Origin of the sequence: Tatumella sp. UCD-D_suzukii (genome assembly GCF_000611875.2) — a bacterium.
GTDB lineage: Bacteria > Pseudomonadota > Gammaproteobacteria > Enterobacterales > Enterobacteriaceae > Tatumella > Tatumella ptyseos.
Window position 1 is genome coordinate 94,230 of sequence record NZ_JFJX01000049.1, and the last position, 25,410, is coordinate 119,639.

Here is a 25,410-nt window from a genome sequence, read left to right on the forward strand (position 1 = left end):
ATTTGGCCACAGTGATGTGGCCTTTCTTTTTTCAGCCTTTCCTGCCCGCCAGATACTCTTCGAAACTCAGTGTATCATTCGCTTCAATTTTCTTCTGTGCAAGAACCGATGCTTCAGCCTGGTGACGGAACTGTTCATCCGTAAGCACCTCCAGCGGTTCAGACACTAACATCTGATGGTAGTGTTCTGCCAGTGTGATCCCTGCGCCAGCCAGACCTTGCTGCTGCATATCCCGCAGGATACGCGCAGAATACGTCTGCTCCGGGTCTTCCACCGAGCGTAACAGGTTTTGGCAAACCTGCTGATAGTGGTCACCTTCCTGAGTCGAATCCAGAACCTTCGCGATACGTTCCAGTCCCTCAAACAAACCAAGCCCCGCTTCTTTAAGGGGATAAACGAATTCTCCGCAACCTGAACGTAAGGTCAACCCGGGCTTACGCCCTTCCATCACCACCCGATTCCAGTTACCACGGGTGCATTGGAGTTCGTCTGCACTCATTTCCGGAGCTTCAGCCAGCGCACACCAGATCAGGAACATATCCAGGAAGCGCACCTGCTCATCATTAATACCGATCGGCGTGAACGGGTTCACATCAAGAGAACGAACTTCAATATATTCTATTCCGCCCCGTTTCAGTGCTTCTGAAGGCGCTTCTCCGGAACGGATAACCCGTTTCGGACGGATAGGCGCATAGAGTTCATTCTCAATCTGTAGCACATTCGTATTCAACTGAATACGTTTACCCTCACTGTCCGTCACTCCCAGTTTAGCATACTGTTCTGAAGGGGTTTTGATCGCCTTTTTCAGCGCCGCAACATACCCTTCAAGGGAATTGAAGGTAATGCCCAATGCACTCTGTGATTTATTGGTATATCCGAGGTCACTCAGACGCAGTGACGTTGCATACGGCAGCCACAGCGTACCTTTGCCGTTACCCTCCAGCGGCAGGTCTCCTGCGCCCTGAGGAAGAAAACTCTCACAGATAGCCGGGGATGCGCCAAACAGGTAAGGAATGATCCAGCCAAAACGGTAATAGTTACGAATGAGCTGCAGATAACCGTCAGAGACGTCATCTTTATCCGGAGCGGCATCCTTTTCTGCGAACTTTGCTTTCCAGAAGGCTTCAGGCAGAGAGAAATTGTAATGCAGTCCTGAAATCACCTGCATCAGTGAGCCATAACGATGTTTCAGCCCTTCGCGATAGACCGTTTTCATCCGTCCGATATTCGAGGTGCCGTACTGCGCCAGAGTGATATTTTCAGGATCCCGGATGATACAGGGCATACTGAACGGCCACAGGCGCTCGTTCCCCAGTTCACGGCTCACATGACGGTGGATATCCCGTAAAAAGGCCAGTAAATGAGAAACATCACGATCCACGGGAGTGACAAATTCCAGCAACGATTCGGCAAAATCGGTGATTATCCACTCATGAGTCAGTGCGGACCCCAACGTGCCAGGATGCCCCTGCTGTGATAAATGCCCGTCAGGCTGAACCCTCAGGGATTCACGTTCAATACCACGACCAATGCCGGTTAAGGCTTCAGGATGCTTTTCCAGCCAGCTTAATGCTTCAGATACGTCAGGTATCACTGTCACCTCCCACGGTGATAATAATGTCTTATAGTTCTGTTCACAGTCGCAGTGTAGCAACGAACCAAAAGATACGAAAAACCCAAAGAGTCGGAACTGCGGCCAGGATCGGGCCACTGATGATCACTCTTGCAGACTGTCTGCGGGTAACGCCTGACAGAACTGCGTAAAACTCTCGTTTGCACAGAAAAAAGGACGCTGGTCTGCATAACATCATGCGTCAGTGTGTTCGCACATCAACGGCATCCATTCCTGCCGCCTTTGCCGCACGGAGACCAAAATCAGCGTCTTCAAACACCACACATTTCTCAGGTGTCACGCCCATAAGCCTGGCACATTCCAGGAAGGTCTGCGGGTCCGGTTTATGGTGCTGTACATCATCAGCACCGACCAGCACATCAAAAAGGTGCCGGACACCGTGGTGAGTCAGTAAACGGTCGGCCATGGCATGGCTGCTTCCTGTACCGACAGCCAGCGGCAGACGTCCGTGATACTGTCTGGCCACACTGATTAATGGTAAAAGCGCTGAGTGTGTCAGTAATATTTTATCCAGATACTGCTCTTTTTCTGCTGCTAACTGATACGAATCGAATGTAACGTTATTCGCAATGATAATCTGATGGGCTATTTTCCAGGACGGTGCACCGTTAAGTGCGATCATTTGTTCGAAAGAGAACGTCAGGCGGTACTTTTCTAACACTTGCGTCCATGCCTGTCGGTGTGCCGGCTCACTGTTTACCAGCGTGCCATCCATATCAAAAATAAGCCCGTCATAATGATCGTACATAGTGACTCCAGACTAAACCGATAAGTCGTTACTTTATATTAATGAAGATGAATTGTCGCTGTCCTGAGTAAACCGTAAATGCTAATGCAAAAAAACTGCTAACGAACTGATGTCCAATGGAAATCACTGCACTATTGTTCGTGCTGCTGTTCGTGCCGCGCTCTGACGAAACCGGCTTTTCGTCTGTCAGTGCCGGCGCAGAGATAGCCACAGACGGGCACAGGCTTCCGGCAGAGAGAAACACTAAAGACAGACAGATTCAGAGCACCACTGGCAGACGGCGGCAGGAAACGTGTTTACACGGAATAAAGGATGGGGATGCCGTTCGCGACGCGTTGATCCCGCGGTGGCAGTCGGTGGCTTTCAGTAAGCAGTAAGCAGTAAGCAGTAAGCAGTAAGCAGTAAGCAGTAAGCAGTAAGCAGTAAGCAGTAAGCAGTAAGCAGTAAGCAGTAAGCAGTAAATATACAGAAAAAAACAGGGGGGAAAGCAGAACATTCAGAAATGGTGCATCCGGGAGGATTCGAACCTCCGACCGCCCGGTTCGTAGCCGGGTACTCTATCCAGCTGAGCTACGGATGCATTGGAAAAGCTATATAACGGTGACAACGGGTAATACATAAAATGGTGCATCCGGGAGGATTCGAACCTCCGACCGCTCGGTTCGTAGCCGAGTACTCTATCCAGCTGAGCTACGGATGCATCGGAAAAACTTTATTGATGGACTGTACAACCTGGGATACTACACGAGAATGGTGCATCCGGGAGGATTCGAACCTCCGACCGCTCGGTTCGTAGCCGAGTACTCTATCCAGCTGAGCTACGGATGCATTTTAGAATTCTTGTATAATGCAGAGTGCTGCTATCACATCTTTGTAAATTAACGTTCCAGGTTACGCATGGTGCATCCGGGAGGATTCGAACCTCCGACCGCTCGGTTCGTAGCCGAGTACTCTATCCAGCTGAGCTACGGATGCAGCGTAAATGGCGGTGAGGGAGGGATTCGAACCCTCGATGCAGCTTTTGACCGCATACTCCCTTAGCAGGGGAGCGCCTTCAGCCTCTCGGCCACCTCACCATTGTTACTTCACTTCCCGCCCGACTCAGTGCTTTACATCGCTCTTCGTCGCTGCGTTGGCGCACATATTACTTTCCCCGACTTATAAGTCAAACTTTTTTTCCGGAAGATTGTTTGTTTGAGCGCTTCTTCATCAATCAGGGTATTTAAAAAGCAAAAAGAGTGGTTTTTCAACAGCACAGCACGGGGTAAGAAAGACAGAACAACGAAAACCCGATCGTTAAAAAGAGGCGCGCCTCGTTAAAAAACGAGGCGCTGAATATGTTAGTAGTCAGGCTGCTGGGTTTTTTCTGCCTGAATGCGTTGGTAGATCTCTTCCCGGTGGACAGAAACCTCTTTGGGAGCATTAACGCCTATACGTACCTGATTCCCTTTCACACCTAATACCGTGACCGTCACCTCATCGCCAATCATGAGGGTTTCACCAACTCGACGAGTTAGAATAAGCATTCTTTGCTCCTTGAAAGATTAAAAGAGTCGGGCCTGTTCATGCTCCCGGCAAATCCATCGTATAACGCAACACATATATTGACTATGACTGATACAGAAAATTCAATCAGTTTGCCAATACATTTCGCTAATAGTTAGTTTAGCCGAAATACACCATTACGCCCTGACTTTATCATTACTGGCTGTTCATCGTGTAAAAAGCGCCCGGAGAAACCTCCTGAGCGCCTTTACCGATAGCTCGTTTTAATTCATTACAACTTAGCGCTGACCAGCGCTTCAACCCCTGCCAGAGCTGCCGGTAATGCAGCAGGGTCCGTTCCGCCGGCCTGAGCCATGTCCGGACGACCACCACCTTTACCACCAACCTGACCGGCGATGACGCTAATCAGTTCCCCTGCCTTTACCTTATTCGTTAAATCTTTCGTGACACCAGCAATTAGAGAAACTTTACCTTCATTCGCAGTGCCAAGCACAATAACAGCAGAACCCAGCTGATTTTTCAAATCATCAACCATCGTCCGTAGCAATTTAGGCTCGGCGTTCTTCAGCTCGCTAACCAGCACACGGACGCCCTTAATATCAATGGCCTTCGCTGCCAGGGAACTGCTCTCCTGAGCTGCCTGCTGATCCTGCAACTGCTGTACCTCTTTCTCCAGTGAACGAACCTGCTCCACCAGAGATCGTACTTTTTCATTCAGGTTACTGTTATTGGCTTTCACCTGATGTGCAATTTCATGCAACTGAGCATCCTGAGTGAACACACTCTCCAGCGCCGTCTGACCGGTCACGGCTTCAATACGACGAACACCGGCCGCAGTACCTGACTCTGAGGTGATACGGAACAGACCGATGTCTCCGGTCCGGCTGGCGTGAGTTCCCCCACACAGCTCGACAGAGAAGTCTCCCATCGTCAGGACACGAACTTTCTGATCGTATTTTTCACCAAACAACGCCATTGCGCCGTTTTCCCTGGCCTCGTCCAAATCCATAATACTGGTTTCGACAGGCAGGTTGCGGCGAATTTGCGCGTTCACAATCTCATTAACACGACGTAACTGCTCCGGTTTTACCGCTTCGGTATGAGAAAAATCGAACCGCAGATACTTGTCATTCACCAGTGACCCTTTCTGAGCCACGTGATCACCTAACACTTCACGCAATGCCGCATGCAGTAAGTGCGTGGCTGAGTGATTCAAACGAATCCGGGCACGGCGCTGTTCGTCAACGTTAGCGGCTACGCTATCCCCAACCTTCAACGTCCCTTCGGTCAGCGTCCCCAGATGGCCGTTGGACTGACCATACTTACGGGTATCAGACACCGTGAAGGTGACCCCGTTAGCCGTCAGAGTACCGGTATCACCCACCTGTCCGCCCGACTCCCCGTAGAACGGTGTCTGGTCCAGAATAATAATGGCCTCTTGCCCGGCGTTGAGTTCTTCTGTGGCTTGTCCTTCTACAAAAATCCCAGTGATTTCGGACTGCGCCTGCAGGGCATCGTACCCTGTAAAGGCAGAGTCTTTTTCGACACGAATAAGATTGGTGTAGTCCGCGCTGAATCCGCTGGCTTCGCGCGCACGTTGACGCTGCGCTTCCATTGCCTCTTCAAACCCGGCTTCATCAATTTTCAGATTACGTTCACGGCAGACATCCGCCGTTAAATCCGCAGGGAAGCCAAACGTATCATACAGACGGAAAACCGTTTCACCGTCCAGAGTATCTCCGGTCAGTGCTGACAGCTCTTCGTCCAGCAGGGCCAGACCACGTTCCAGCGTTTTTGCAAACTGCTCTTCTTCAGTTTTCAGCACTGCTTCAACATGATCTTTCTGTTTACGAAGCTCTTCACCGGCAATATCCATAACGTCAATCAACGGCTGTACCAGTTTGTAGAAGAAGCTCTCTTTAGCACCGAGCATATTCCCGTGACGAACCGCACGGCGAATAATACGACGCAGGACATAACCCCGGTTTTCATTGGATGGGATCACACCATCAGCAATCAGGAATGCACAGGAACGGATATGGTCAGCAATAACACGCAGCGATTTATTATTAAGATCGGTAGTACCGGTCACCTCTGCTACTGCACGGATCAGGTTACGGAACAGGTCGATTTCATAGTTAGAATTAACGTGTTGTAATACCGCGCTGATACGTTCCAGACCCATACCGGTATCTACAGAAGGTTTGGGTAACGGCAGCATGGCTCCGTCAGGCTGACGGTTAAACTGCATAAAGACGATATTCCAGATCTCTATGTAACGATCGCCATCTTCTTCAGGGCTGCCCGGAGGACCTCCCCAGATATGGTCTCCGTGATCATAGAAAATCTCACTGCATGGGCCACAAGGGCCGGTATCACCCATCTGCCAGAAGTTATCAGAGGCGTAGGCACTCCCTTTATTGTCGCCGATGCGGATAATACGCTCCGGGGGAATACCAATATCATTTGCCCAGATATTATAGGCTTCGTCATCGGTCTCATAGACAGTGACCCATAACCGCTCTTTAGGCAGACTGAACCATTCATCACCGGTCAGTAACTCCCAGGCGTAAGCGATTGCATCAGATTTGAAATAGTCGCCGAAACTGAAGTTACCCAGCATTTCGAAAAAGGTGTGGTGACGCGCGGTGTACCCGACATTTTCCAGGTCATTATGTTTACCGCCCGCACGCACGCAACGCTGTGACGTGGTTGCACGATGATAGCTACGTTTATCCTGACCGAGGAAAACGTCTTTAAACTGGTTCATACCGGCGTTAGTAAACAGCAACGTCGGATCGTTATTCGGTACGAGGGAGCTGCTGGCTACAACCTGATGTCCCTTGCCATGAAAGAAATCGAGAAACGCTTGACGGATCTCAGCAGTACTCTTGCTCATAATTATCCTGGTATCACGCTAACGGATGTTCCTCTCAGTCCGGGCGATTGCTGAAATAACATCTGGCCGTGACGAAGGAACAAAAAGTGGGAATAAGATAAGTTTTCTTCACGGGGAAGTAAAATCCCATTATGGCTCAGTGACCAAAATTTGCTAAAACAGCACGAATATCTGCCATAAGAAAGCCTCTGGAGTACAAAAAACGTTGTGCTTTTGCTTTTTCTTTCAGACAGGCCGGTCCCTGATCTCCATATTTTTTCTGTGCAACGTCACTGGCACACGCCAGCCAGTCAACATCTGCCTCACTCATTGCCCTCTCAATGACGTGTCTGTCCACGCCTTTCTGCGTTAAATCCTGACGTATACGTTGAGGGCCGTAACCACTCCGGCTCCGGCTGACAATAAAGCGTTCGGTAAAGCTGTCATCATTCAGCCAGCCGTTTTCATGGCAGTAAGCGATGACCTGTTCCAGCGCTTCCTCATCCAGGGGCTCTGCACTGCCCTGTCGCAACTCGCTTCGACGCAGTGACAGATGAATTTTCTCCCGCAACTCCTGTTCCGGATGGTCACGCTGGGCAAGCAGCCTCATTGCACGGTCAAGGAGTGCAGTAAATGACGGGCGTCGTTCGTTTTCTGTAAAAAGCATGGTGTTCCTTTCTCTGACCGGTAAAACAGTGAATACCGCCCTACTCTATCAGTGGCGGCGGGTAAAAAAAAACGGGAGCAGCCCTGAGGCTATCTCCCGTTTTTTTAATATCCGTCAGACTTTTTACATTAGAATTCCTGATGATCGTCGCTGGCTGCATCGAGGTGACTTTCGTCCTTCTCTGCTTCCGCGGTTTTCTCATTAGGATTATTCAGCAGCATCTCACGCAGTTTCTTTTCGATCTCTGTGGCAGCCTGCGGATTATCACGCAGGTAATTGCTGGCATTCGCTTTACCCTGACCAATTTTATCGCCATTGTAGCTATACCATGCACCGGCTTTTTCAATCAGCTTATGCTTCACGCCAAGGTCAACCAGCTCACCATAGAAGTTAATACCTTCACCGTACATGATCTGGAATTCAGCCTGTTTGAACGGGGCCGCAATTTTATTCTTAACAACCTTCACCCGCGTCTCGCTGCCGACGACATTATCGCCTTCTTTAATGGCACCGATACGACGAATATCCAGACGTACAGACGCATAAAACTTCAGGGCATTACCCCCGGTGGTCGTTTCCGGGTTACCGAACATCACACCAATTTTCATACGGATCTGGTTGATGAAAATCAGTAAGGTATTGGACTGTTTCAGGTTACCGGCCAGTTTACGCATCGCCTGGCTCATCATACGGGCAGCCAGTCCCATATGTGAATCACCGATTTCGCCTTCAATTTCAGCTTTTGGTGTCAGTGCCGCGACAGAGTCGACGATGATAACGTCTACCGCCCCGGAACGTGCCAGCGCATCACAGATTTCCAGCGCCTGTTCACCGGTATCTGGCTGCGAACACAGCAGGTTGTCGATATCCACACCCAGCTTTTTGGCGTAGACCGGGTCCAGTGCATGCTCTGCATCAATAAAGGCGCAGGTTTTACCCTTACGCTGGGCAGCAGCAATCACCTGTAAGGTCAGTGTCGTTTTACCTGACGATTCCGGGCCATAGATCTCAACAATACGCCCCATCGGCAGGCCGCCGGCACCTAACGCAATATCAAGAGACAGAGAACCGGTCGAAATAGTCTCAACGTCCATGGTGCGGTCTTCACCCAGACGCATAATGGAGCCTTTACCGAATTGCTTTTCAATCTGCCCCAGCGCTGCGGCTAAAGCCTTCTGTTTGTTTTCGTCGATCGCCATTTCCACTCCTGATTATGCCGGATTAGCCAGGCAAATTTGATGATATTCTCTGTCTCTGTGACCACCAATTATACTGTATAGTCATACAGTATCAAGTTTATTTTTCCGCAAATCCTTCACACAATGTTTGCAGTGCAAAAATGACCGCCTGCTTGCGAACTTCATCACGGTCACCCCGGAACAAACGATGAATGGCCACCGTTTCACCGGCTACAGAAGCAAAACCAAACCAGACCGTTCCTACCGGTTTCTCGTCACTGCCCCCACCGGGGCCGGCAATGCCGCTGACGGCAATAGCATAATCAGCGCCCGCCTGCTGCAGCGCACCGTTCGCCATTTCACGGACCGTTGGCTCACTGACTGCTCCGTGGGTTTCAAGCGTATCAGGGCTCACGCCCAGCATCGTTGTTTTAGCTTCGTTGCTGTAGGTCACAAACCCCTGTTCAAACCAGGCCGAACTGCCGCTGATATCGGTAATGACCTTGGCTATCCACCCCCCGGTACAGGATTCCGCCGCCGTTAACGTCGCCCCGCGGGACAACAAAAACTGACCGGCTTTAATGCTCAACTGCTGTAAGTCCCTATCCATCGTCTCTCCTGTCATTTTCCGGCATGAAAAATGTCTGCCACACCTCAGAAGATACTATGGGTTAATCTCTGGTTTTCAAGTGATCTCCGCCGGCTTGCGGGTGATTTGGGAATAAGGCTGAGGGAAAACAGTAAGAAAAGAGGGAAAGTTAATCGCGCGGTGCCCGGCCTCACAACTGTACCGGGCACCACGAAAGAGCAGAACGGAAAGAACGTTAGTTCTTTTTCACGAACTCAGATTTCAGTTTCATCGGACCAAAGCCATCGATACGGCAATCGATATTATGGTCTCCTTCGACCAGACGAATACTTTTCACGCGGGTACCGATTTTTAAGACGGATGAGCTGCCTTTCACTTTCAGATCTTTAATTACTGTCACTGAATCGCCGTCCGCCAACAGATTCCCGTTAGCATCGCGTACCTGAAGCTCAGTTTCCGCAGGCTGGCTTTCATTCACCGGCCAGAGGTGACCACATTCAGGACAATTGTAGTTATCATTATCCTGCCAGGTATACTCTGAATGGCATTGCGGGCAGGGAGGTAATGTTTGCATGGGAATTCCTTCATGTAACGGCAGGCACAAAGGGCGCCCGCAAAGGGCGCCATAGTATATCCACACATTTGATAAGGGAAGGGTTGAATTAAAAAATGCGCCCTTGCCGGGCATTGCGTACCGCCTCGCCCAGCTGCCAGACCGCCATTGCATAGTGTGTGCTGTGGTTATAGCGGGTGATGACATAAAAGTTAGGTAACCCGAACCAGTACTGATAATACTGCCCCATATCCAGGCGAAGCAGACTCACCTCTGTAGAGCCTGACAGCGCCATTTGCGGCTGCAGGCCGTAGGCCGCCAGCTGACTCACGCTATAACGTGTAGTAAAGCCATCTTTGAGGCCGGGGGCTGAACCGTTCGCAGTGACAGCCACTGCCTGACCGGCTTGCCAGCCGTGCTGTTGGAAATAGTGGGCCACGCTACCGATAGCATCGACGGGATCCCACAGATTAATATGCCCGTCGCCGTTGAAATCGACCGCATATTTCTGATACGCCGATGGCATAAACTGCCCGTAGCCCATCGCACCGGCAAACGATCCTCTCAGCCCGAGCGGACTTTCTTTTTCATTACGGGCCATCAGCAGAAAGGTCTCAAGTTCGCTGCTGAAATAGGCTGAACGCCTCGGGTAATCAAACGCCAGCGTTGCCAGCGCATCCAGAATCCGGGTTTTCCCCATCACCCGGCCCCAACGGGTTTCAACCCCGATAATGCCGACAATAATTTCGGGAGGTACACCGTATTTCTGCTGAGCTTGCTGAAGTTCGGTCTGATATTGATCCCAGAAAGCCACTCCGTTTTGGACATTGCCCGGGGTAATGAAATTTTTCCGGTAGCGTAACCATGCACCATTAGGGCCGACGGCCGGTGCCACATTTGGCGCCTGGCGATCCATGAGACGTAGCACATAATCCAGACGACGGGCCTGTCCCAGCCAGGACTCCAGCTGACGGCGATCGAAACCATGTTTTTTCACCATCATCGTGATGAACGCTTCGGTCTGAGGTTGTCCCAGAAAATCGGCGGACAACATCCCCTGCCCGGCCCCGGGAGGACGTAAAAAACCCTCCTGTGGCGAAGACCCGGAAGCCCCTTGCGGTTTACTGCTACAAGCGGCAAGTAAGGCAAATAACGGTAACAACGCAATTTTGTAACGCATCAGGGACCCATCAACCAGAAAACAGAAAGATTTCCATCATAATGCTTTCGCCCGCAGACCCAAAGTGACTCCGGAAAAAAATTCCGAAAATTGCTGATAAAAAGCATTTAAGCCGAAGGATATTCCGGCCATGAGGTCATAAAACCGGGTCCGGCTATCCGGCTTACAAAAATAGCGTATTTTTTCTGTCTCCCCCCGAGCGCGATATAAAAAAAGCATAGCGATAAAATTCCGCCCGATTGGCCGCCCCCATTTTCCGGCTGACGTTACGGTAATGTGCACTGATGGTTTTTTCTGAACGGTTCAGTGCCCGGGATATATCCTGACAGGTCATCCCGCGGCCTATCAGGATCATGACCTGATACTCAGTATCAGATAACTGCCTGTAACCGCTCAATTTTGAAAGGCTGTCTGTCAGGGGGAGTCCCATGCTTGCCGTCGCAATGCTCAGAATTTTTTTTATTTTTAAGGAAAAATCATCGACCGGACATTTCCGGCTGAGAAACGGAATGTGCAACGTCATCACCGGGAAGGCAGCGGACGTCTGTTCCCGGCAGACAGGCAAAACCGGTAACTTCATAGTAATCGCTTCATGACGGAAAATAATGCGGGCACTATTTTGTAACGGGGACGCTTCCGGAGAAGGAAAACGGATGTCAGCAGGGTCCCCGGAGTATTGCTGACAGACAATCGCTTTAATCCCTATCACTTCATAGATATTCGGCTCAAAAAAAAGTATTTCCAATGTCATTCATTACACCTGTTATTTGTTTTTATAAGAAGACAAAAGCCGCCTTTCCATAGGCTAATATGCATATTATCGAACAAGGATACAAACAGGATGATTACACCTGACATGTAATTTTCTTTCAATTAAACAAGAGAAGTGAGGCAGTATATTTAAATTTATTCATCATTACCGCCCTGCATCTTACCGGCACAGATTACAGCATACTATAATAATACAGAAGATGAATATCACCCGCCCGGATTTATAAAAAATAAATTATCTCACACCCAATAAAAAATAAAAAACCACCGTTTTCTCATCATAGTTTAAGACATTGCCTACTTCATGAATAGTTTTCGGCTATCTCTGTCATAATGCCCTTTAAGATAGAGATCCAGCGGCGAGGGATGCCAGTAAATCATCGCTGAGACCTCAACAACTATCGTCACCTGTTGCTGTCTGCTTCGGGAGGATTGTGCTACACGCACAATTAAGGTTTCCGGGATCACCCGGGGCTCAAAACGTAATATCGCCGTCCTGATATCATGTTCAGTCCGGTTGCCGTCTTCCTGATCTGAAAAAAAATGGCGGGGTGGCAGGCCAAAATTCATTGAGGATGAAAGGATGTTCGGATATTTATCACCGTCAATTTCATTTTCTGCATTGGTATGATTTAATAATTCTATAATTTCAGTGATCACCAGCTGACGCATTTTTTCAGCGCTTATCCGGTAATCTCCGTTTTTACATTCCGGACTTTCAGAATAAATAAGCCTTTCCGATAACGCTGGCGGGTAACGCCATCCTGATTTCATATTATTCCCCTCCCCCGGCATTTTCATCCGGGATTAAGTACAAGGTAATACATTCGTTATTTAACATCAGGTAAATCTCTCACCAGATATTCCGGAGCCAGTGCAGAGAAAAGATCCTGTTCATCCTCCCCGAACAGTGTCCGGGAAATCCATTCATCCTGAGACGTTTCGCCAAGTACCCGGTCAATCAGCCGATCGTCACCCAGCAGGTATTCAGTCAGCGTTTTCTGATCTGCTGCGGGATCCGGACCTGAACTTTCCGGCGGGATGATTTTCTCCGGTGAGCCTGCCGTCTCTTTGCGCTGCATCCCCTGCGGGTCACAGAGATAACAGATATACTCATCCCCCAGAACTTTCAGAATATCACGGGCATTCTCTCTCAGCAGACTGTAACCGCTATGCTTATCCGTCGCATAGGTCCCGCCGCTGAACTGGCTATCCACCACAAAGAATTCCCCGGTGATCAGGGACTGCTGATCCGCGGGAAGCTCCGGGCGGTGAGATGCTGAACGCGCTTTCCCGCCCCCCGCGGGCTTCCCACGATTAGCCAATAAAAACATTTCCGGCTCCCGTACAAATAGTCGCACCGCATCCGGTAATATCACTGATTCTGGCTGCCGCAAACCCCTCAATAAAGACGGTTCCTGACCCCGTCACCACCGGGGCCGCACCATGGGAGAGGCTGCAACCGGCCAGACTGACCACTGCAACAGCGGCAGGAAGGCCGTTAATGAAAACCGTCGAAGCCCCGCTAATGATGGCACCGCCATGGGTGGTTGCATCGCCAAGCCTTGCTGCATTAAACATTTTCTACCCCCTGAATTTTCATCACGTCGCTTTAGATCTGCATTCCCGGTAAAACGCCTGTTTTCATCCCACCGGCGGACTCCAGGGTGGCGTTTCGGTTTCCGTCGGTGTCGGCAGCGGTGTGTCCGTCGGAGATTCCGTCGGACTTTCTGTCGGTATCGGCAGGCCGGAAAGCCCCACCATGCCTGTACCGCCAAGAATTCCCGGGATCCCGGGTTTACCGATAATGGCTCCCCCGCCACCACCTCCCCCTCCGCCACAATTCTGGCAATCTCCGGGGTTTATCAACACCTGCCCGCCCTGTAATACCAGTTGCCCGGAGCCGATAATCCGCACCAGCGGCGCGCTGATCACCAGCTCATTGGCGGAGTTAATACAGAAAATCCCCCCCGCGGTCATGGTTGCGGCGCCTCCGGCAGCCATCTGATGTGCACCACCGACCACGACAGAGTGATATCCTCCTACCGCGGTCATAAAGGCTCCTCCGACATTAATCCCTTTCGCTCCTCCGACATTATCGTTCTGCTCTCCTCCCACAGAGATACCTAACGCCCCCCCGACCAGCAAACTGCTTTCACCTGCCACCGACAATGCATCGTTAGCCCCTACCGTTACGGCGCGGGAGCGGCCGATCACCTGTTCCTCATCCCGTTTGGTCAGCCGGCTCATATCTCTTTCGGCCTGCTCCCAGTAATTTTCCAGTCCGGGTTTGTCCTCAAAGCGGATGCCGTTAAAATTTGCACGACCGCCACCAGGGGTTCTGCTGATCCAGCCACTCTGTGTGGCATTTTCAGGGAGTTCCCACGGAGGCATAGTGACATTGTTATACAGACTGCCCATCACCAGCGGCCGGTCAGGATCGCCGTTAATGAAATCGATAATCACTTCATGCCCCACTCTCGGGATGCAGATACCGCCAAAATTATTGCCCGCCCAGGGCTGACTGACACGCAGCCAGCAGGAGTCTGACTCTCTGTTTTTTCCATAACGATCCCACAGGAAACGCACTTTGATCCGGCCATATTCATCCGTCCAGATTTCTTTTCCTGGCGGGCCGACCACAATGGCGGTCTGTGGTCCGTAAGTTCTGCGTCGGGGGACCGATCGCGGATGCCGGTAAATTTTGGTGACAGGCTGCACATGGAAATGGCATTGCAATGAGAAATCGGCTTTCCCGGTTCGCTCCGTGATTTCCCGGAAATCCAGCTCTGTCCCCAGGACAAGGTATTCGCAATTCGCTTTCGCCAGCGGATAATGATCCAGAGTGAAAACACAGCCACACACAATCGTCGGTACCGGGGCGCTCCCCTGACTGCGTGAGCCTGCCGCGCCCTGTTCTTCCATCCGGACCCGTGCAAGATGGTCTCCCGTCGCGGGATCGCCATAGTTCCCCGGCCAGTCAAATATCTCCTGCTGGTTAAAACTGGTCTGTCGGGGTTGACTGTCGAGGGACATAATGTCGGCCCGGGAACGGGTAAAATCATAATCATTGGTGACCCAGCGGCCGGATGTGAGGGTTTGCAGGTGATGAAATTCTGCAATATATTCTTTGCGGTTTTCATGCGTTTGCTGGTCATACCCCACCACATGCGGGCTACCGGCAAAAAAGGGCTTATGTGCCCCGATATTATCGACAATCACTAATTTGTGCTGTTGTCCCTGATGCTCAAAAAACCAGTACAACCCCCACGCTTCCATCAATCGCTGTATAAAAGCGAAATCGGTTTCTCCGTACTGGACCTGATATTCCAGTGGCGGATAGGTCTCTGATATCCGTTTTTCATGCGGGAAATCATAGTCGGCAAGTATTTCTCCGATAATCTCAGTGACCGTTTTATTCTGGAAAATACGAAAATCTGACGTCAGCTCGGCCAGATACAACCAGGGACGCAGGACCATCTGATAAAGAGCACAATTATTCCTGCGACCCAGATACCTGACCTGCTGAACAATACCGGTGATCTCGCGATAAGCTTTCTCTGTTCCGGTATCCGTCCGCCAGTCATTAAGGGCTATCCGGAGAGTCATCTGTTTACCGATCAATGACTTGATGTCGATAGCCGAGGCTGCCTGCCATGAGATATTGCTATTGTCCGGCGTGGTTGCGGTCACCGTATAATTATAGAGTGCCGACAGTGATTCTTCTCCCTGCAGGCGAGTGACCACCAACGCAGGTTCACCAAGCAGGAGAGGCATGGCTGGACTTTCTAAGGTAATAGTTCGGGTCATAAAACCGCCAGGTCTGTTAGTTATCGTTAAAAATGGTGCAGACAGAAAAACCGGGGGTCCTCCGCTCTGCACTTCCGGAGATCACGGACAGGTAAATCGTCTTAACAGGGTCACCAGAGGCTCCCCATGAAAGGCCAGTCCGGCAATCTGCAAGGTGGCTGCGGAGCTGCCGTCACCGGTACCGAAATCAGCAGCAACCTCCCCCGTCAGCGTCACCCGCAATTGCTGAGCGCTATCCAGCCAGCGAAACAGCGCCCAGGGGCCGGTAAACCGGCGGGTGCGGACTTCACCGGTTTTGGCAGAGGTCAGGCTCAGGGTAATTGACGGATCATCACCCGCGGCTGGCCAGTTGATTGCCGTCTGCCTGACCGGGCCGTGGGTATAGGAAAGCCGTTGAGATGCGGTACGTAATTCAAGGCGGCTGAAGTCCGGAGACAGCCAGGGCACTGAGACCTTTAGGGGAAGGGACATCTGCGTAGCCCCGCCCGGGAAAAATGCCTGTCGGATCTGTCGTGCACTGCTGAACATTTGCAGGCTCCGGTTCTCACTGTCTGCCGGAGCACTATCTTTGAAATGCCAGGGGGATCCCGTCATCACCGTTTTCCCGGCAAGATTTTGTTCAAAATACACCCCGGCGCTCTCTTCTCCGGTGAAGAAGCGTACAAAATCTTCCCTGCTGACTTCCCGGGCTGTCTGAACAAAAGGATACCTGCCTGCCAGAACAGTGCGGCAATACGCGGCCGGGCCTGCCGCAATACCCGCCGTCGTCCGGGCCGTTGCCGCCTGACGGTTATCGGCGGCTATCTGTTCCAGCAATGGCCGCACCATATTTCTGACCGGTAACGGCCAGCCAGACGAACGGGCCAGCAGTTCCGCGATAAATTCAGCGATGGCTTCGGGAGACGCTTTGTCGCTCTCTGTCCGCTGAGCACTCAGCAAGACCTGTAACTCTTCCAGTTGTGCTCTGAGCTGACAAAGCGGGGTGTCCGTCTGACAATTCTCCGCGGCCTGCGCGGCCTCCCCGCACAAAGTAACGCAACGGCCTGAAATGATTATCCACCTGCCGCCGGAGGACAGACTGACGATCGGCACGATAAGCTTCCAGTCCCTGCCGGATCCCGGCCACATCGGCGGTTATCGGTTTTTTTTCACTGTCTGCCACCGGATATTCGGCCAGTGTTGTTTCTGCCACACTTCGCTGTAACAGGGTAAATAACGGTGAGTCGATGGCCGCCAGTTGCCCCAGCCGTTCGGCAGCCTGCCGGTATTCAGGCCGCGCCGGATGCCCTGTCAGCGCTGAGCGACGGAGCCGGATTTCAGCCAGATAGTGCTGCCAGGTGCGTGTATATTCCGACAGGTAGCGCTCCATCACCGCGTTATACAGCCTGACGGGGGCCGGCAGCATCCGTTGCGGTGAGGCGTTCCGATTGTTCTTTTCTGATAAATTACCCATGACTACCTTGTCCTCTCCGGCCAGCGTGTTGAGCTGTAGCAGGATTTTTTTTTTGACCTGCTGATAGCCTGCCTGCGTAAAAAGGCCGGGTATTGCAGACACCGGAGCCTCTGCCTGTAGCTCAAACAACGGACGACTGCTGTCTTCTGCCATTTGCCGGAGATCCAGTGGCGGAGGAGCATCAACAGACAATCCGTTTTTCAGCCGTAAATAAATACGTGCCGGCGTATCTTCGCGCGCCAGTAAAGCCCGGGCGCGGCGGATCAATGCCTCATCCGCTGGCTCCCGAAGCTGTGACTGTGGCTGGCTGAAGAGCGTTGTCAGGTGAGGCGTCACGGAAAGATCACCAGGGGTCACAGAAAGCTGCGTTGCCGCGGGCCACAGGCCGGAAAGATCACGGGTCAGGAAAGGTAAATCGGCCGGGATAATGCCATAGACCATCAGATAGCGTCGGAGACTGACATACACGGTTTCCGGGGAGCGCTCAGCCAGCGCCAGCGTTAACTGACGTGTCGCATATTGACGGATAAACGGCAGTAAGGTTTCGTGCAGCATCCACCGGTAAAGGCTCTCAGAAGCCCTGGCTATCCGGGTACCGGTAAAGAGTCCGTAACGCCAGTTTACCCCCGGATCTGTCAGGTCCAGCCCCGGGGAAACCGGCAGGTTCCGGAAACCGGCCAGCAACGGAGGCAGTTCCGGTGGCCGGGCCGTCGGGTCCAGGCGAATAAAACGTTCCTGAGCCTCCCGAAGTGCTACGGTTTTACCGGTGATCGTCTGTAAATAAGCGGCATTATTGTGATAGCTGCGAAATAAGCCATAAGAGAGCATGGCTAGTAACAACAGCAGCATGCTGTGTTTTAGCCAGTGTTGTATAACAGGGCCGGAAACCGTCAATGACCTTTTTGCAGCCAGAGACTGATCCCTGATAATCAGTTCACAAAAGAGCTGGTGTAAAAAAAAGGGATGCCCGGGCTCCTGCTGGCGGATGACCTCTGCCTCCGGCACTGTAACCGGCGCAGTCGGCGGGTTCACATAATCAGCCCACTGGCGGATAACGGTTTTCGGGTTAGTAAACCGGCGGGGGGTCCCGGGATAACAACTGGTAAAATAGACTCCCCGTAATGCAGAGCTGTTACCGGTATCGTCATAGCGGGAGGGGAAAAAAAGTGTCTGCAGGAACTGCTGTAAATTCTGCACCAGAACCGCCAGATCCCCCGGGAAGCCGTACATTCTTTTACGATCCTGCGGGTCATACTCTTTCAGCAAACGGATATTAATGTCTGACTCAATCCGCTGAACCAGTGAGTTCAATTGCTGTTCCGCCTGCTGACTGACCAGCGATTCTCCGGCGCCCGCAGGGAAGCTGATCCCCCAGATGTCCTGTTGCTCCTGCCGGGAAAGCCCGCGAAAATATTCAGAAAATCCGCACAGGTAATCCAGTTGGGTTACCACCAGATAGACCGGGAAAAACTGATCATGGATCCGGCGCAGTTCACTCAGCCGGTGACGTAATGTTGCAGCGAGCCCGTCTCTGGCATCGCTGTCCGTGGCCATCAGTTCCGGCGCGGAAACCATCAGTAAAACGCCGTTAATAGCGACATCGGGCCGGCAGGATTTTAATGCGTTCTGCAGCGCCAGCCATTCTGCCTGGCTGCTTTGTGCGGCACTGATATATTTACCGTCCGTATCAAGATAAACCGCATCATTCGCCAGCCAGCAACGGCACTGCTCCGGGTGACCGGCACTGACTGACAAAGGCTCCAGGGTGCCGGTCAACGGGAAATGCTGGCCACACTGACGGACAGCCGTTGTTTTACCGGCCCCCTTGCTGCCCAGTATCAGATACCATGGAATAGCCTCCTGCTGCTGTATCAGCCCGGTCAGTACCTCCCGGCGGGATACTTTTTTAGGTCTCTGCTGCAACTCCCGGGTGACCTGCCGGAACATCGCGTCCATTCCGGCAGATATCTCTGTCTCCCCGTCAGCGACCGGACGGCGAAAACGCCCCCTGCGCCGTAACCAGAGAACGGCGTAATAAACCAGCCAGGCCACCAGCATCAGGCCGGTGAGTAATAGCCGCGTCGTAACGCCGGTGAGAAAAAATCCTTCGCCAAAAGAGAGGTTCGGTCCCGCCACCCAAAGCAACAGAATGCAGGTCACCAGCACCGTCAGTGACCAGTGCCAGTGGGTAAGGGTTGTAATAAAGAGGAAAATAATGAACAGGATCACCAGTAACCGCGGCAACACGTCGGCCAACGGCCGGGCTTCACCAAATCCTACCTTTGGTCCTGTGAACCAGATAACCGCAATCAACACCCCGGCAATCACAAGGCGCAGCAGCAGAAAAAGATTATTACGCGATACAAGACGACTGAGAAAAGACATATTATATCTCATTAATAAGTAACAAAAAGTTCAACACGCCGGTTAGCGGATCTGCCGGCAGCGGTCGCATTACTGGCGATGGGTTGCCCTGCCGCCATCCCCTGTACCGACACTCTGTCTGCCGGAATTCCGGAAGCTATCAGGACATCCGCAACTGCACGCGCACGGAGGGAAGAAAGCATTGCGTTATCTTTGATAGCCCCCTGACGGACAGGGATAGAATCGGTATGCCCGATAACCCGTACCGAACCGTTTACCTGATTAATTTGTGTCGCAACCCGGCTGATCACCTCTGACATCGCCGGAGATAACCGGGCAGAGCCGGACTCGAACGTATGATCGCTGCTTAACACCACATGGCTCTGCTGATCATCTTCACTCACCGTCAGTAACTGCTGTCGGATTTCCGGTTGCAGTAACAGGCTCAGTCGTAAACGGGGGAAAGGAAATAATTCGGGGGCAGGCACCGGATAAAGCGCCCGGATCGCCGCCAGTAGAGGTTGTCTGGCCACAAATAACCGGTAGCTATCATTCAGCCAGCTGACCGCGAGAATAGCCCCCGAGATAATCAGCGTAGTACGCAACGGGAGATGCCAGCGGCGACGAGACACTGGCGGGTATTCCGGCAGGATCCCCATAATGGCTGGCAATGCCTGCTGCCGCCGATGACTCTGTAACAGAGTCAGCAGCCGCTGGCGTATTTTTATCAGTTGCCGCTCACCGTCGTGCTGAATACTGTAACGTCCTTCAAACCCCAGCCCGAGTATGCGCAGTAAAATCCCGATAACATCAATATACTCAGCAGGACTCATCGCTATCCGGCCAATCAGCAGGAAAAATTTAGTCCCGCCATCGTTATCATTTTCAAAGTAATTCAACAGATTGTTTTGCGACCAGCCGGTTTCCGTTCCCCAGCGCGTACTGTGTGCAGCTTCATCCAGAGCCGTGCAGAGGCAGTAACGAACAATGGCCATTTTTTTCCACGGTATATTCACTTCATCGCAAAGCATCGTGAAATAATTAATTTCACGTTTCAGGATCTCTCTGAGGGAAACCGCATGCCGGAGATCATTCATCTCTCGGGGCATTTCGCTGATAGCCCGTAACAGAGGTTTGGCGGCTTCCAGCAACGGATCGCTGGCAGCTTTTACCGCCGGTATGCGCGAACGGACATGCTCAGGGTCAGTTTCAAATACAGCAGAGATCCGTTCATGCTGAAGCGGTACATACTGGTATTCCGGATGACCGGAAGGGATTTCATCCTCACTCTCCCAGAGATCACTTTTATCCAGCAAAAAATCGCCCCATCCCTCCTCTTCCCCGGAAGCTTGCTGCTGTGGGGGCACTTCCTGTGCATTCTCTGTTTTCATGAGGTTCGTATCCCCCAAAGTTCCATATTCAGGGCAGGAAAATCACCGGCAATATGTAAAGCCATCGATCCGGATTCCGCTATCGCCCGCCAGAAATCACCTTTTCTCTGCAGTTCAAAATAAACATAGTCCGACCGGTAGGGGATCTGGCGCGGGGGCACGGGTAATGCCTGAATCGATAACCCCGGCAGGTGTGATCGCACCAGTTCATGAAGGTGCTGTGGCGCACTGATTTTGACCCGGGAGAAAAACTGATGCTGCAGGATATCCGGAGCCAGGCGGGCATGTACGGCCAGAACTATCCCCTCAAAAGCGTTCAGTTCAGCCGGCAATACGGATGCCACCCAGATACCGTTACCTTTGGCATGTAACGGAATAATTTCTCCCGCCCTGACCAGAATTTGATTGAGCAGGTCATGAACCTGATCCACCAGCGGACGGATCGAAGTGTAAAGACTGGCATGATCATATTCAGGGGCCGGCAGAGGACGACGGACTTTCGTTTTCACAAATGTCGATGCCTCCGCAGCCAGTTGCGCGAGGACCTGATAAAAATCGACCGGCGGGGTTTTCGGGGTATGACGCAGATGCTCCAGGATCACCTGATATTTATTGAATATCTGCAATAGCAGATAATCCATAACACTGGCGTTATCTTCAGGTTTGCCATCACTGGCAATCAGCCGCCCGGCAAGTAACCCGGCACGCATCTTCACTAACCCACTGAGGTGATTGAGCCATTCGCTAAGTAACGCATTCGCCCCGTAGCCGCTGACCGGAGGAATGTAATCATCTGTGTGCAGTAATACGCTGCCGTCCGGGCGAAGCGCTTTGACTTTTGCACATGGCAAACCAATCCAGGAGCCGGTTATTCCGCTTTCGGGGAGTAACTGCAGCCGTAACCGGGCCAGCTGAACCGGTTTCCTCCCTTGCCGGATAGCATTACTGTCCGTCAGCTCAGTATCCACGGCACAAAACCTCGCCAGGGAATCGGGCGTTCCGGTATTGAAGATAGTTTCATCGCTGTTATCCAGCCTGAGCGGCACGGCAAGAAAGATAGTCTTGCCACTGTGTTCCGGCAGGAGCGTCAGGGGCGCAGGGATCCCGGCATGACCGGGCAAATCAAAGGGTGTGCCATCAGGAAAAACACCACTGGCGCTGCGTAATACCAGCTTGCCGTAAGTCAGTGCTTCACTGTCTATCTCATAGCGGGAAAAACCCCAGAAATAGAGACCCGGGGCAGACGCCCGCTGATGGATAAAATACTCCAGATAGCGTTCCTGCTGCTGAAATATCTGGGGACGTAAAAATAATCCCTCACTCCAGACCACTTTATTGGTTTTCATGATTTATTCCGTTCCGGTCAGAGTCAGCCCCTGCCGGTGAACTCTGGCATACAGGGTGTTGTCACGGGTGGTAAAGAGTCTTTTCCACCAGGGAAGAGTACGGGTGTGCGGGAGTGGCTGTACCGATTTCCATTGTGCATGTTCAATATCACGAAATTCACCGGTAACCGCGATCGCCAAAGTCTCCGGCTGCAATGGTAATTTCAGACAGCGTATTTCTCCCGGCTGAAATACCGCGCTGAATATTACTTCGGCCCTTTTATTATTCCGAAAGTCCTGTAATTCTGTCATATCGTTGTTTATTTCCCCCGGCGTATCCATACGATAGATTGAAATATTTACCGGAGCCGGTTCACCATAACGGTTCAGGTTCACATCTCTATCCACCCGAATATCAATAAACTGCAGATGAGGTGCTTTTTCCGGTGATGAATAACTGCAGGCAACAGATAAAAAGACACAAGATAACGACAACAGCCTGAGCTTTTCGGAAAAAGGCTCTCTCTTATTTAATCGTAAAATATTTTTTAACACAGAATGTAAGATAAACGTCTTTATATTCACCTCCTCTGACTCCGGTGATAATTTTACCCCTGTGAAATAAATTCAGGCCAGACTGAATACTCAGCTGGCCTGAAAAAATCAACTACGCTGGTTCGCTTTGATGTCGTAACTGGTGGAAATAATGCCTGATTTATTTCCTTCCGCACTCTGCATTACATAATCCTGAGTAAATCCGGAGAATGAAAAGGAGACAGTTTCACGGGGGCGGACATCCTCACTGCTGCAGCCGGATGCACTTACCTGCGTAATAATGACATCGGTGAATTTAATGCTCAGATATTCCAGGGGATCCCCCCCTGCTTTACGGACAACAAATTTAATCTCTTTAATATGTTTCCCGGAAAGGCAATAACTTAATAAATTTGTACTTGCTTTATCCAGATAATGTTCAAACCTGAAATCACTGACGGTCGCCTTCCCGGCTCCGCCACCCGAACCGGCGTGCATATTGGAATGCTGAAAACTTTCCCAGTTCCAGTTAAGCACTTCTATTTCATTTTTATGAGAAGCATCCAGAGATTCACCTTCGATGCCATCAATTTTAATAAACATATCCTGAGCCATAATAATCCTTATTTATCGCTGTTATTGATACACGTTACCTGACAGGTAACGTAATTACGTCTTCAGACGACGTCCTGATGGATGTTGTCGTCCACGGAACTATTCACACTCTCATTCACCGGATAACGGTAATGATATTTTTTCAGGCAACATCTTTTACTGACGGTAATTTAGCCACCATTCGTAAAGACACTGTCAGTCCTTCAAGCTGAAAATGGGGTCTTAAAAAAAACTTCGCCTGGTAGTAGCCCGGATTCCCTTCAACATCTTCCACCAGCACTTCCGCATCAGCCAGAGGACGGCGTGCTTTGGTTTCTTCTGAGGAGTTTGCCGGATCACCATCCACATAGTTCATAATCCAGTCATTGAGCCACCTTTGCATATCTTCCCGCTCTTTAAAGGCCCCTATTTTGTCGCGGACAATACATTTCAGGTAATGAGCGAAGCGGGAACAGGCAAACAGGTAAGGTAAACGTGCAGAAAGGTTAGCGTTGGCTGTCGCATCAGCATCGTGATATTCGGCAGGCTTCTGCAGTGACTGGGCACCGATAAAGGCGGCATAATCTGTATTTTTACGGTGGATCAGCGGAATAAATCCGTTTTTAGCCAGCTCAGCTTCCCGGCGGTCAGAAATAGCGATTTCTGTGGGGCATTTGATGTCGACACCACCATCATCTGTGGGGAAAGTATGACACGGCAGTTTTTCCACTACGCCGCCACTTTCTACCCCGCGGATCATCGTGCACCAGCCGTAATTTTTAAAAGAACGATTGATGTTTACGGCCATCGAATACGCGGCATTTGCCCAGACATAGCGGCTATGATCCGCTCCCTCGGTATCCTCTTCAAAGCTGAACGCATCGACAGGATTGGTGCGTATCCCATAAGGCAGGCGCGCCAGAAACCGGGGCATGGCCAGACCAATATAACGCGAGTCTTCAGATAACCGCAGGGCATTCCAGGCGGCATATTCCAGATTACGGGTAAATATTTTGGTCAGATCCCGCGGGTTCGCCAGCTCCTGCCAGCTTTCCATTTGTAATACGGAAGGCGAAGCACCGGTAATAAACGGCACATGGGCGGACGCGGCTATCCGGCCAATGGAAGATAACAGATCAACATCCGGCGCTGAGTGGTCAAAATAATAATCCGCCACCAGACACCCGTAAGGTTCTCCTCCCAGTTGCCCATATTCTTCTTCATAAATTTGCTTAAACAGCGGGCTCTGATCCCAGGCGATACCTTTATAGCGTTTGATGTTACGTCTCAACTCCTGTTTTGAGATGTCCATAAAACGCAGTTTAAGCTTCTCGTCCGTTTCGGTATGAGTGACCAGATAATGTAACCCTCGCCATGCACTTTCCAGCGCCTGAAATTCAGGATGGTGAAGGATTAAATTAATCTGTTCTGTCAGTTTCCGATCAATCTCTGCAATCAGAGCTGAGATATTCTTATAAGCATCATCGGCGATGGTCACCGAACTCTGCAAAGCCTGTTCGGCCAGCGTTTTTACGGCATTTTCAACCGCAACCCGCGTCTGGTCTGACCGCGGACGAAACTCTTTTGATAATAATGCATTAAAATCACTTTGCCGGAGGTCAGTTTTTACCGGCTGCGCGCTCTGCTTACGTATATCCATTACTATAATCTCTCATCCCTGATACTTTCATTCATCCCCGGTCGCGGTATCTGTGCATACAGAATCTTCCCGGGGGGCCTTCGCTAACGTATTCAGCAGTGCTTTATCCTGAAGCACTTTCATGACCAGACTCTCTGCACCTGCCTTGCCATCCATATACGTTTGCAGATTCGCCAGTTGCGTCCTGGCTTCCAGCAACTGTGACAGTGCACCGACTTTGCGGGCGATGGCATCGGGCGAGAAATCATCCATAGACTCAAAGGTCATATTGACCATCAATTGTCCGTCGCGGGTTAGTGTGTCCGGCACTGCAAAGGCTACCCCCGGCTGCATTGCCTGCATTCGCTCATCAAAATTATCGATATCAATATCCAGAAACTTACGCTCCGCGACCGGAGGTAAAGGCTCTTTCGTTTTACCGGATAAGTCCGCCATCACTCCCATGACAAACGGCAACTCTATTTTTTTTTCATTCCCGTAGATTTCAACGTCATATTCAATCTGTACCCGCGGGGCGCGGTTCCTTGCAATAAACTTCTGAGAATTATCCTTAGGCATAAGCATATTCACCTTTTA

General features: G+C 51.2%; 22 protein-coding genes and 5 tRNA genes. All 27 read right to left on the minus strand.

The genetic code is table 11. The annotated features are described in order from the left end of the window. Nucleotides 1-31: 31 nt before the first annotated feature. The 27 genes from gshA to tssB all read right to left on the minus strand — a co-directional run bounded on the left by gshA (nucleotide 32) and on the right by tssB (nucleotide 25,398). Nucleotides 32-1,594 (minus strand): glutamate--cysteine ligase, encoded by a 1,563-nt coding sequence (gshA, locus tag CG67_RS08625; RefSeq protein ID WP_025902550.1) that lies wholly within the window; start codon nucleotides 1,592-1,594, stop codon nucleotides 32-34. Nucleotides 1,595-1,814: 220 nt separating this feature from the next. Further along, nucleotides 1,815-2,381, minus strand: coding sequence for a fructose-1-phosphate/6-phosphogluconate phosphatase (gene yqaB / locus CG67_RS08630; protein WP_025902551.1), 567 nt, complete (start codon nucleotides 2,379-2,381; stop codon nucleotides 1,815-1,817). Nucleotides 2,382-2,884: 503 nt separating this feature from the next. Then, nucleotides 2,885-2,961 (minus strand) — tRNA-Arg (locus CG67_RS08640). A gap of 43 nt (nucleotides 2,962-3,004) precedes the next feature. Further along, nucleotides 3,005-3,081 (minus strand) — tRNA-Arg (locus tag CG67_RS08645). Nucleotides 3,082-3,132: 51 nt separating this feature from the next. After that, nucleotides 3,133-3,209, minus strand: a tRNA-Arg gene (locus CG67_RS08650). 70 nt (nucleotides 3,210-3,279) lie between these two features. Continuing rightward, nucleotides 3,280-3,356: transfer RNA gene (locus CG67_RS08655), tRNA-Arg, on the minus strand. An 8-nt stretch (nucleotides 3,357-3,364) separates the two neighbouring features. Continuing rightward, nucleotides 3,365-3,457, minus strand: a tRNA-Ser gene (locus CG67_RS08660). 264 nt (nucleotides 3,458-3,721) lie between these two features. Continuing rightward, on the minus strand, nucleotides 3,722-3,907 hold the full coding sequence (gene csrA / locus CG67_RS08665; RefSeq protein ID WP_025902553.1) for a carbon storage regulator CsrA: 186 nt from the start codon (nucleotides 3,905-3,907) through the stop codon (nucleotides 3,722-3,724). 251 nt (nucleotides 3,908-4,158) lie between these two features. Further along, nucleotides 4,159-6,786: an alanine--tRNA ligase gene (gene alaS / locus CG67_RS08670; RefSeq protein ID WP_025902554.1), complete on the minus strand. Its 2,628-nt coding sequence runs from the start codon at nucleotides 6,784-6,786 to the stop codon at nucleotides 4,159-4,161. A gap of 136 nt (nucleotides 6,787-6,922) precedes the next feature. Next, nucleotides 6,923-7,432, minus strand: coding sequence for a regulatory protein RecX (locus CG67_RS08675; RefSeq protein WP_025902555.1), 510 nt, complete (start codon nucleotides 7,430-7,432; stop codon nucleotides 6,923-6,925). Between the two features lie 128 nt (nucleotides 7,433-7,560). Then, nucleotides 7,561-8,631 (minus strand): recombinase RecA, encoded by a 1,071-nt coding sequence (gene recA, locus CG67_RS08680; protein WP_025902556.1) that lies wholly within the window; start codon nucleotides 8,629-8,631, stop codon nucleotides 7,561-7,563. Between the two features lie 97 nt (nucleotides 8,632-8,728). Then, nucleotides 8,729-9,220, minus strand: a complete 492-nt coding sequence (pncC, locus tag CG67_RS08685; protein WP_025902557.1) for a nicotinamide-nucleotide amidase — start codon at nucleotides 9,218-9,220, stop codon at nucleotides 8,729-8,731. Nucleotides 9,221-9,434: 214 nt separating this feature from the next. Continuing rightward, nucleotides 9,435-9,773: a zinc ribbon domain-containing protein YjdM gene (locus tag CG67_RS08690; RefSeq protein ID WP_025902558.1), complete on the minus strand. Its 339-nt coding sequence runs from the start codon at nucleotides 9,771-9,773 to the stop codon at nucleotides 9,435-9,437. Nucleotides 9,774-9,861: 88 nt separating this feature from the next. After that, complete coding sequence (gene mltB / locus CG67_RS08695; RefSeq protein WP_025902559.1) at nucleotides 9,862-10,932, minus strand: lytic murein transglycosylase B; 1,071 nt, start codon at nucleotides 10,930-10,932, stop codon at nucleotides 9,862-9,864. A 163-nt stretch (nucleotides 10,933-11,095) separates the two neighbouring features. Next, complete coding sequence (locus CG67_RS08700) at nucleotides 11,096-11,683, minus strand: helix-turn-helix transcriptional regulator (RefSeq protein ID WP_025902560.1); 588 nt, start codon at nucleotides 11,681-11,683, stop codon at nucleotides 11,096-11,098. A gap of 317 nt (nucleotides 11,684-12,000) precedes the next feature. Then, a complete protein-coding gene (locus CG67_RS08705; protein WP_160318968.1) occupies nucleotides 12,001-12,477 on the minus strand; it encodes a GPW/gp25 family protein in 477 nt (158 codons plus the stop codon). A gap of 56 nt (nucleotides 12,478-12,533) precedes the next feature. Beyond that, nucleotides 12,534-13,037: a hypothetical protein gene (locus CG67_RS08710; protein ID WP_025902562.1), complete on the minus strand. Its 504-nt coding sequence runs from the start codon at nucleotides 13,035-13,037 to the stop codon at nucleotides 12,534-12,536. Then, nucleotides 13,021-13,284: a PAAR domain-containing protein gene (locus CG67_RS08715; protein ID WP_025902563.1), complete on the minus strand. Its 264-nt coding sequence runs from the start codon at nucleotides 13,282-13,284 to the stop codon at nucleotides 13,021-13,023. The genes CG67_RS08710 and CG67_RS08715 overlap by 17 nt, the downstream gene beginning before the upstream one ends. Nucleotides 13,285-13,347: 63 nt before the next feature. After that, nucleotides 13,348-15,513 (minus strand): type VI secretion system Vgr family protein, encoded by a 2,166-nt coding sequence (locus CG67_RS08720; RefSeq protein WP_235501120.1) that lies wholly within the window; start codon nucleotides 15,511-15,513, stop codon nucleotides 13,348-13,350. A gap of 81 nt (nucleotides 15,514-15,594) precedes the next feature. After that, nucleotides 15,595-16,452, minus strand: a complete 858-nt coding sequence (locus CG67_RS08725) for a type VI secretion IcmF C-terminal domain-containing protein (protein WP_025902565.1) — start codon at nucleotides 16,450-16,452, stop codon at nucleotides 15,595-15,597. Continuing rightward, a complete protein-coding gene (gene tssM / locus CG67_RS08730) occupies nucleotides 16,397-19,351 on the minus strand; it encodes a type VI secretion system membrane subunit TssM (protein WP_160318969.1) in 2,955 nt (984 codons plus the stop codon). The genes CG67_RS08725 and tssM overlap by 56 nt, the downstream gene beginning before the upstream one ends. Nucleotides 19,352-19,362: 11 nt before the next feature. Beyond that, on the minus strand, nucleotides 19,363-20,721 hold the full coding sequence (tssL, locus tag CG67_RS08735) for a type VI secretion system protein TssL, long form (RefSeq protein WP_025902567.1): 1,359 nt from the start codon (nucleotides 20,719-20,721) through the stop codon (nucleotides 19,363-19,365). Further along, nucleotides 20,718-22,067: a type VI secretion system baseplate subunit TssK gene (gene tssK, locus CG67_RS08740; protein WP_025902568.1), complete on the minus strand. Its 1,350-nt coding sequence runs from the start codon at nucleotides 22,065-22,067 to the stop codon at nucleotides 20,718-20,720. Before tssK ends, tssL begins: the two co-directional genes overlap by 4 nt. Before the next feature lie 3 nt (nucleotides 22,068-22,070). After that, nucleotides 22,071-22,631, minus strand: coding sequence for a type VI secretion system lipoprotein TssJ (gene tssJ, locus CG67_RS08745; RefSeq protein WP_025902569.1), 561 nt, complete (start codon nucleotides 22,629-22,631; stop codon nucleotides 22,071-22,073). A gap of 78 nt (nucleotides 22,632-22,709) precedes the next feature. Continuing rightward, nucleotides 22,710-23,195: an Hcp family type VI secretion system effector gene (locus CG67_RS08750; RefSeq protein ID WP_025902570.1), complete on the minus strand. Its 486-nt coding sequence runs from the start codon at nucleotides 23,193-23,195 to the stop codon at nucleotides 22,710-22,712. 142 nt (nucleotides 23,196-23,337) lie between these two features. Then, complete coding sequence (gene tssC / locus CG67_RS08755) at nucleotides 23,338-24,834, minus strand: type VI secretion system contractile sheath large subunit (protein ID WP_025902571.1); 1,497 nt, start codon at nucleotides 24,832-24,834, stop codon at nucleotides 23,338-23,340. Between the two features lie 27 nt (nucleotides 24,835-24,861). Continuing rightward, nucleotides 24,862-25,398 carry a type VI secretion system contractile sheath small subunit gene (tssB, locus tag CG67_RS08760; protein ID WP_038024752.1) on the minus strand — a complete coding sequence of 179 codons (537 nt, stop codon included), beginning with the start codon at nucleotides 25,396-25,398 and terminating at the stop codon, nucleotides 24,862-24,864. Nucleotides 25,399-25,410: the final 12 nt, after the last annotated feature.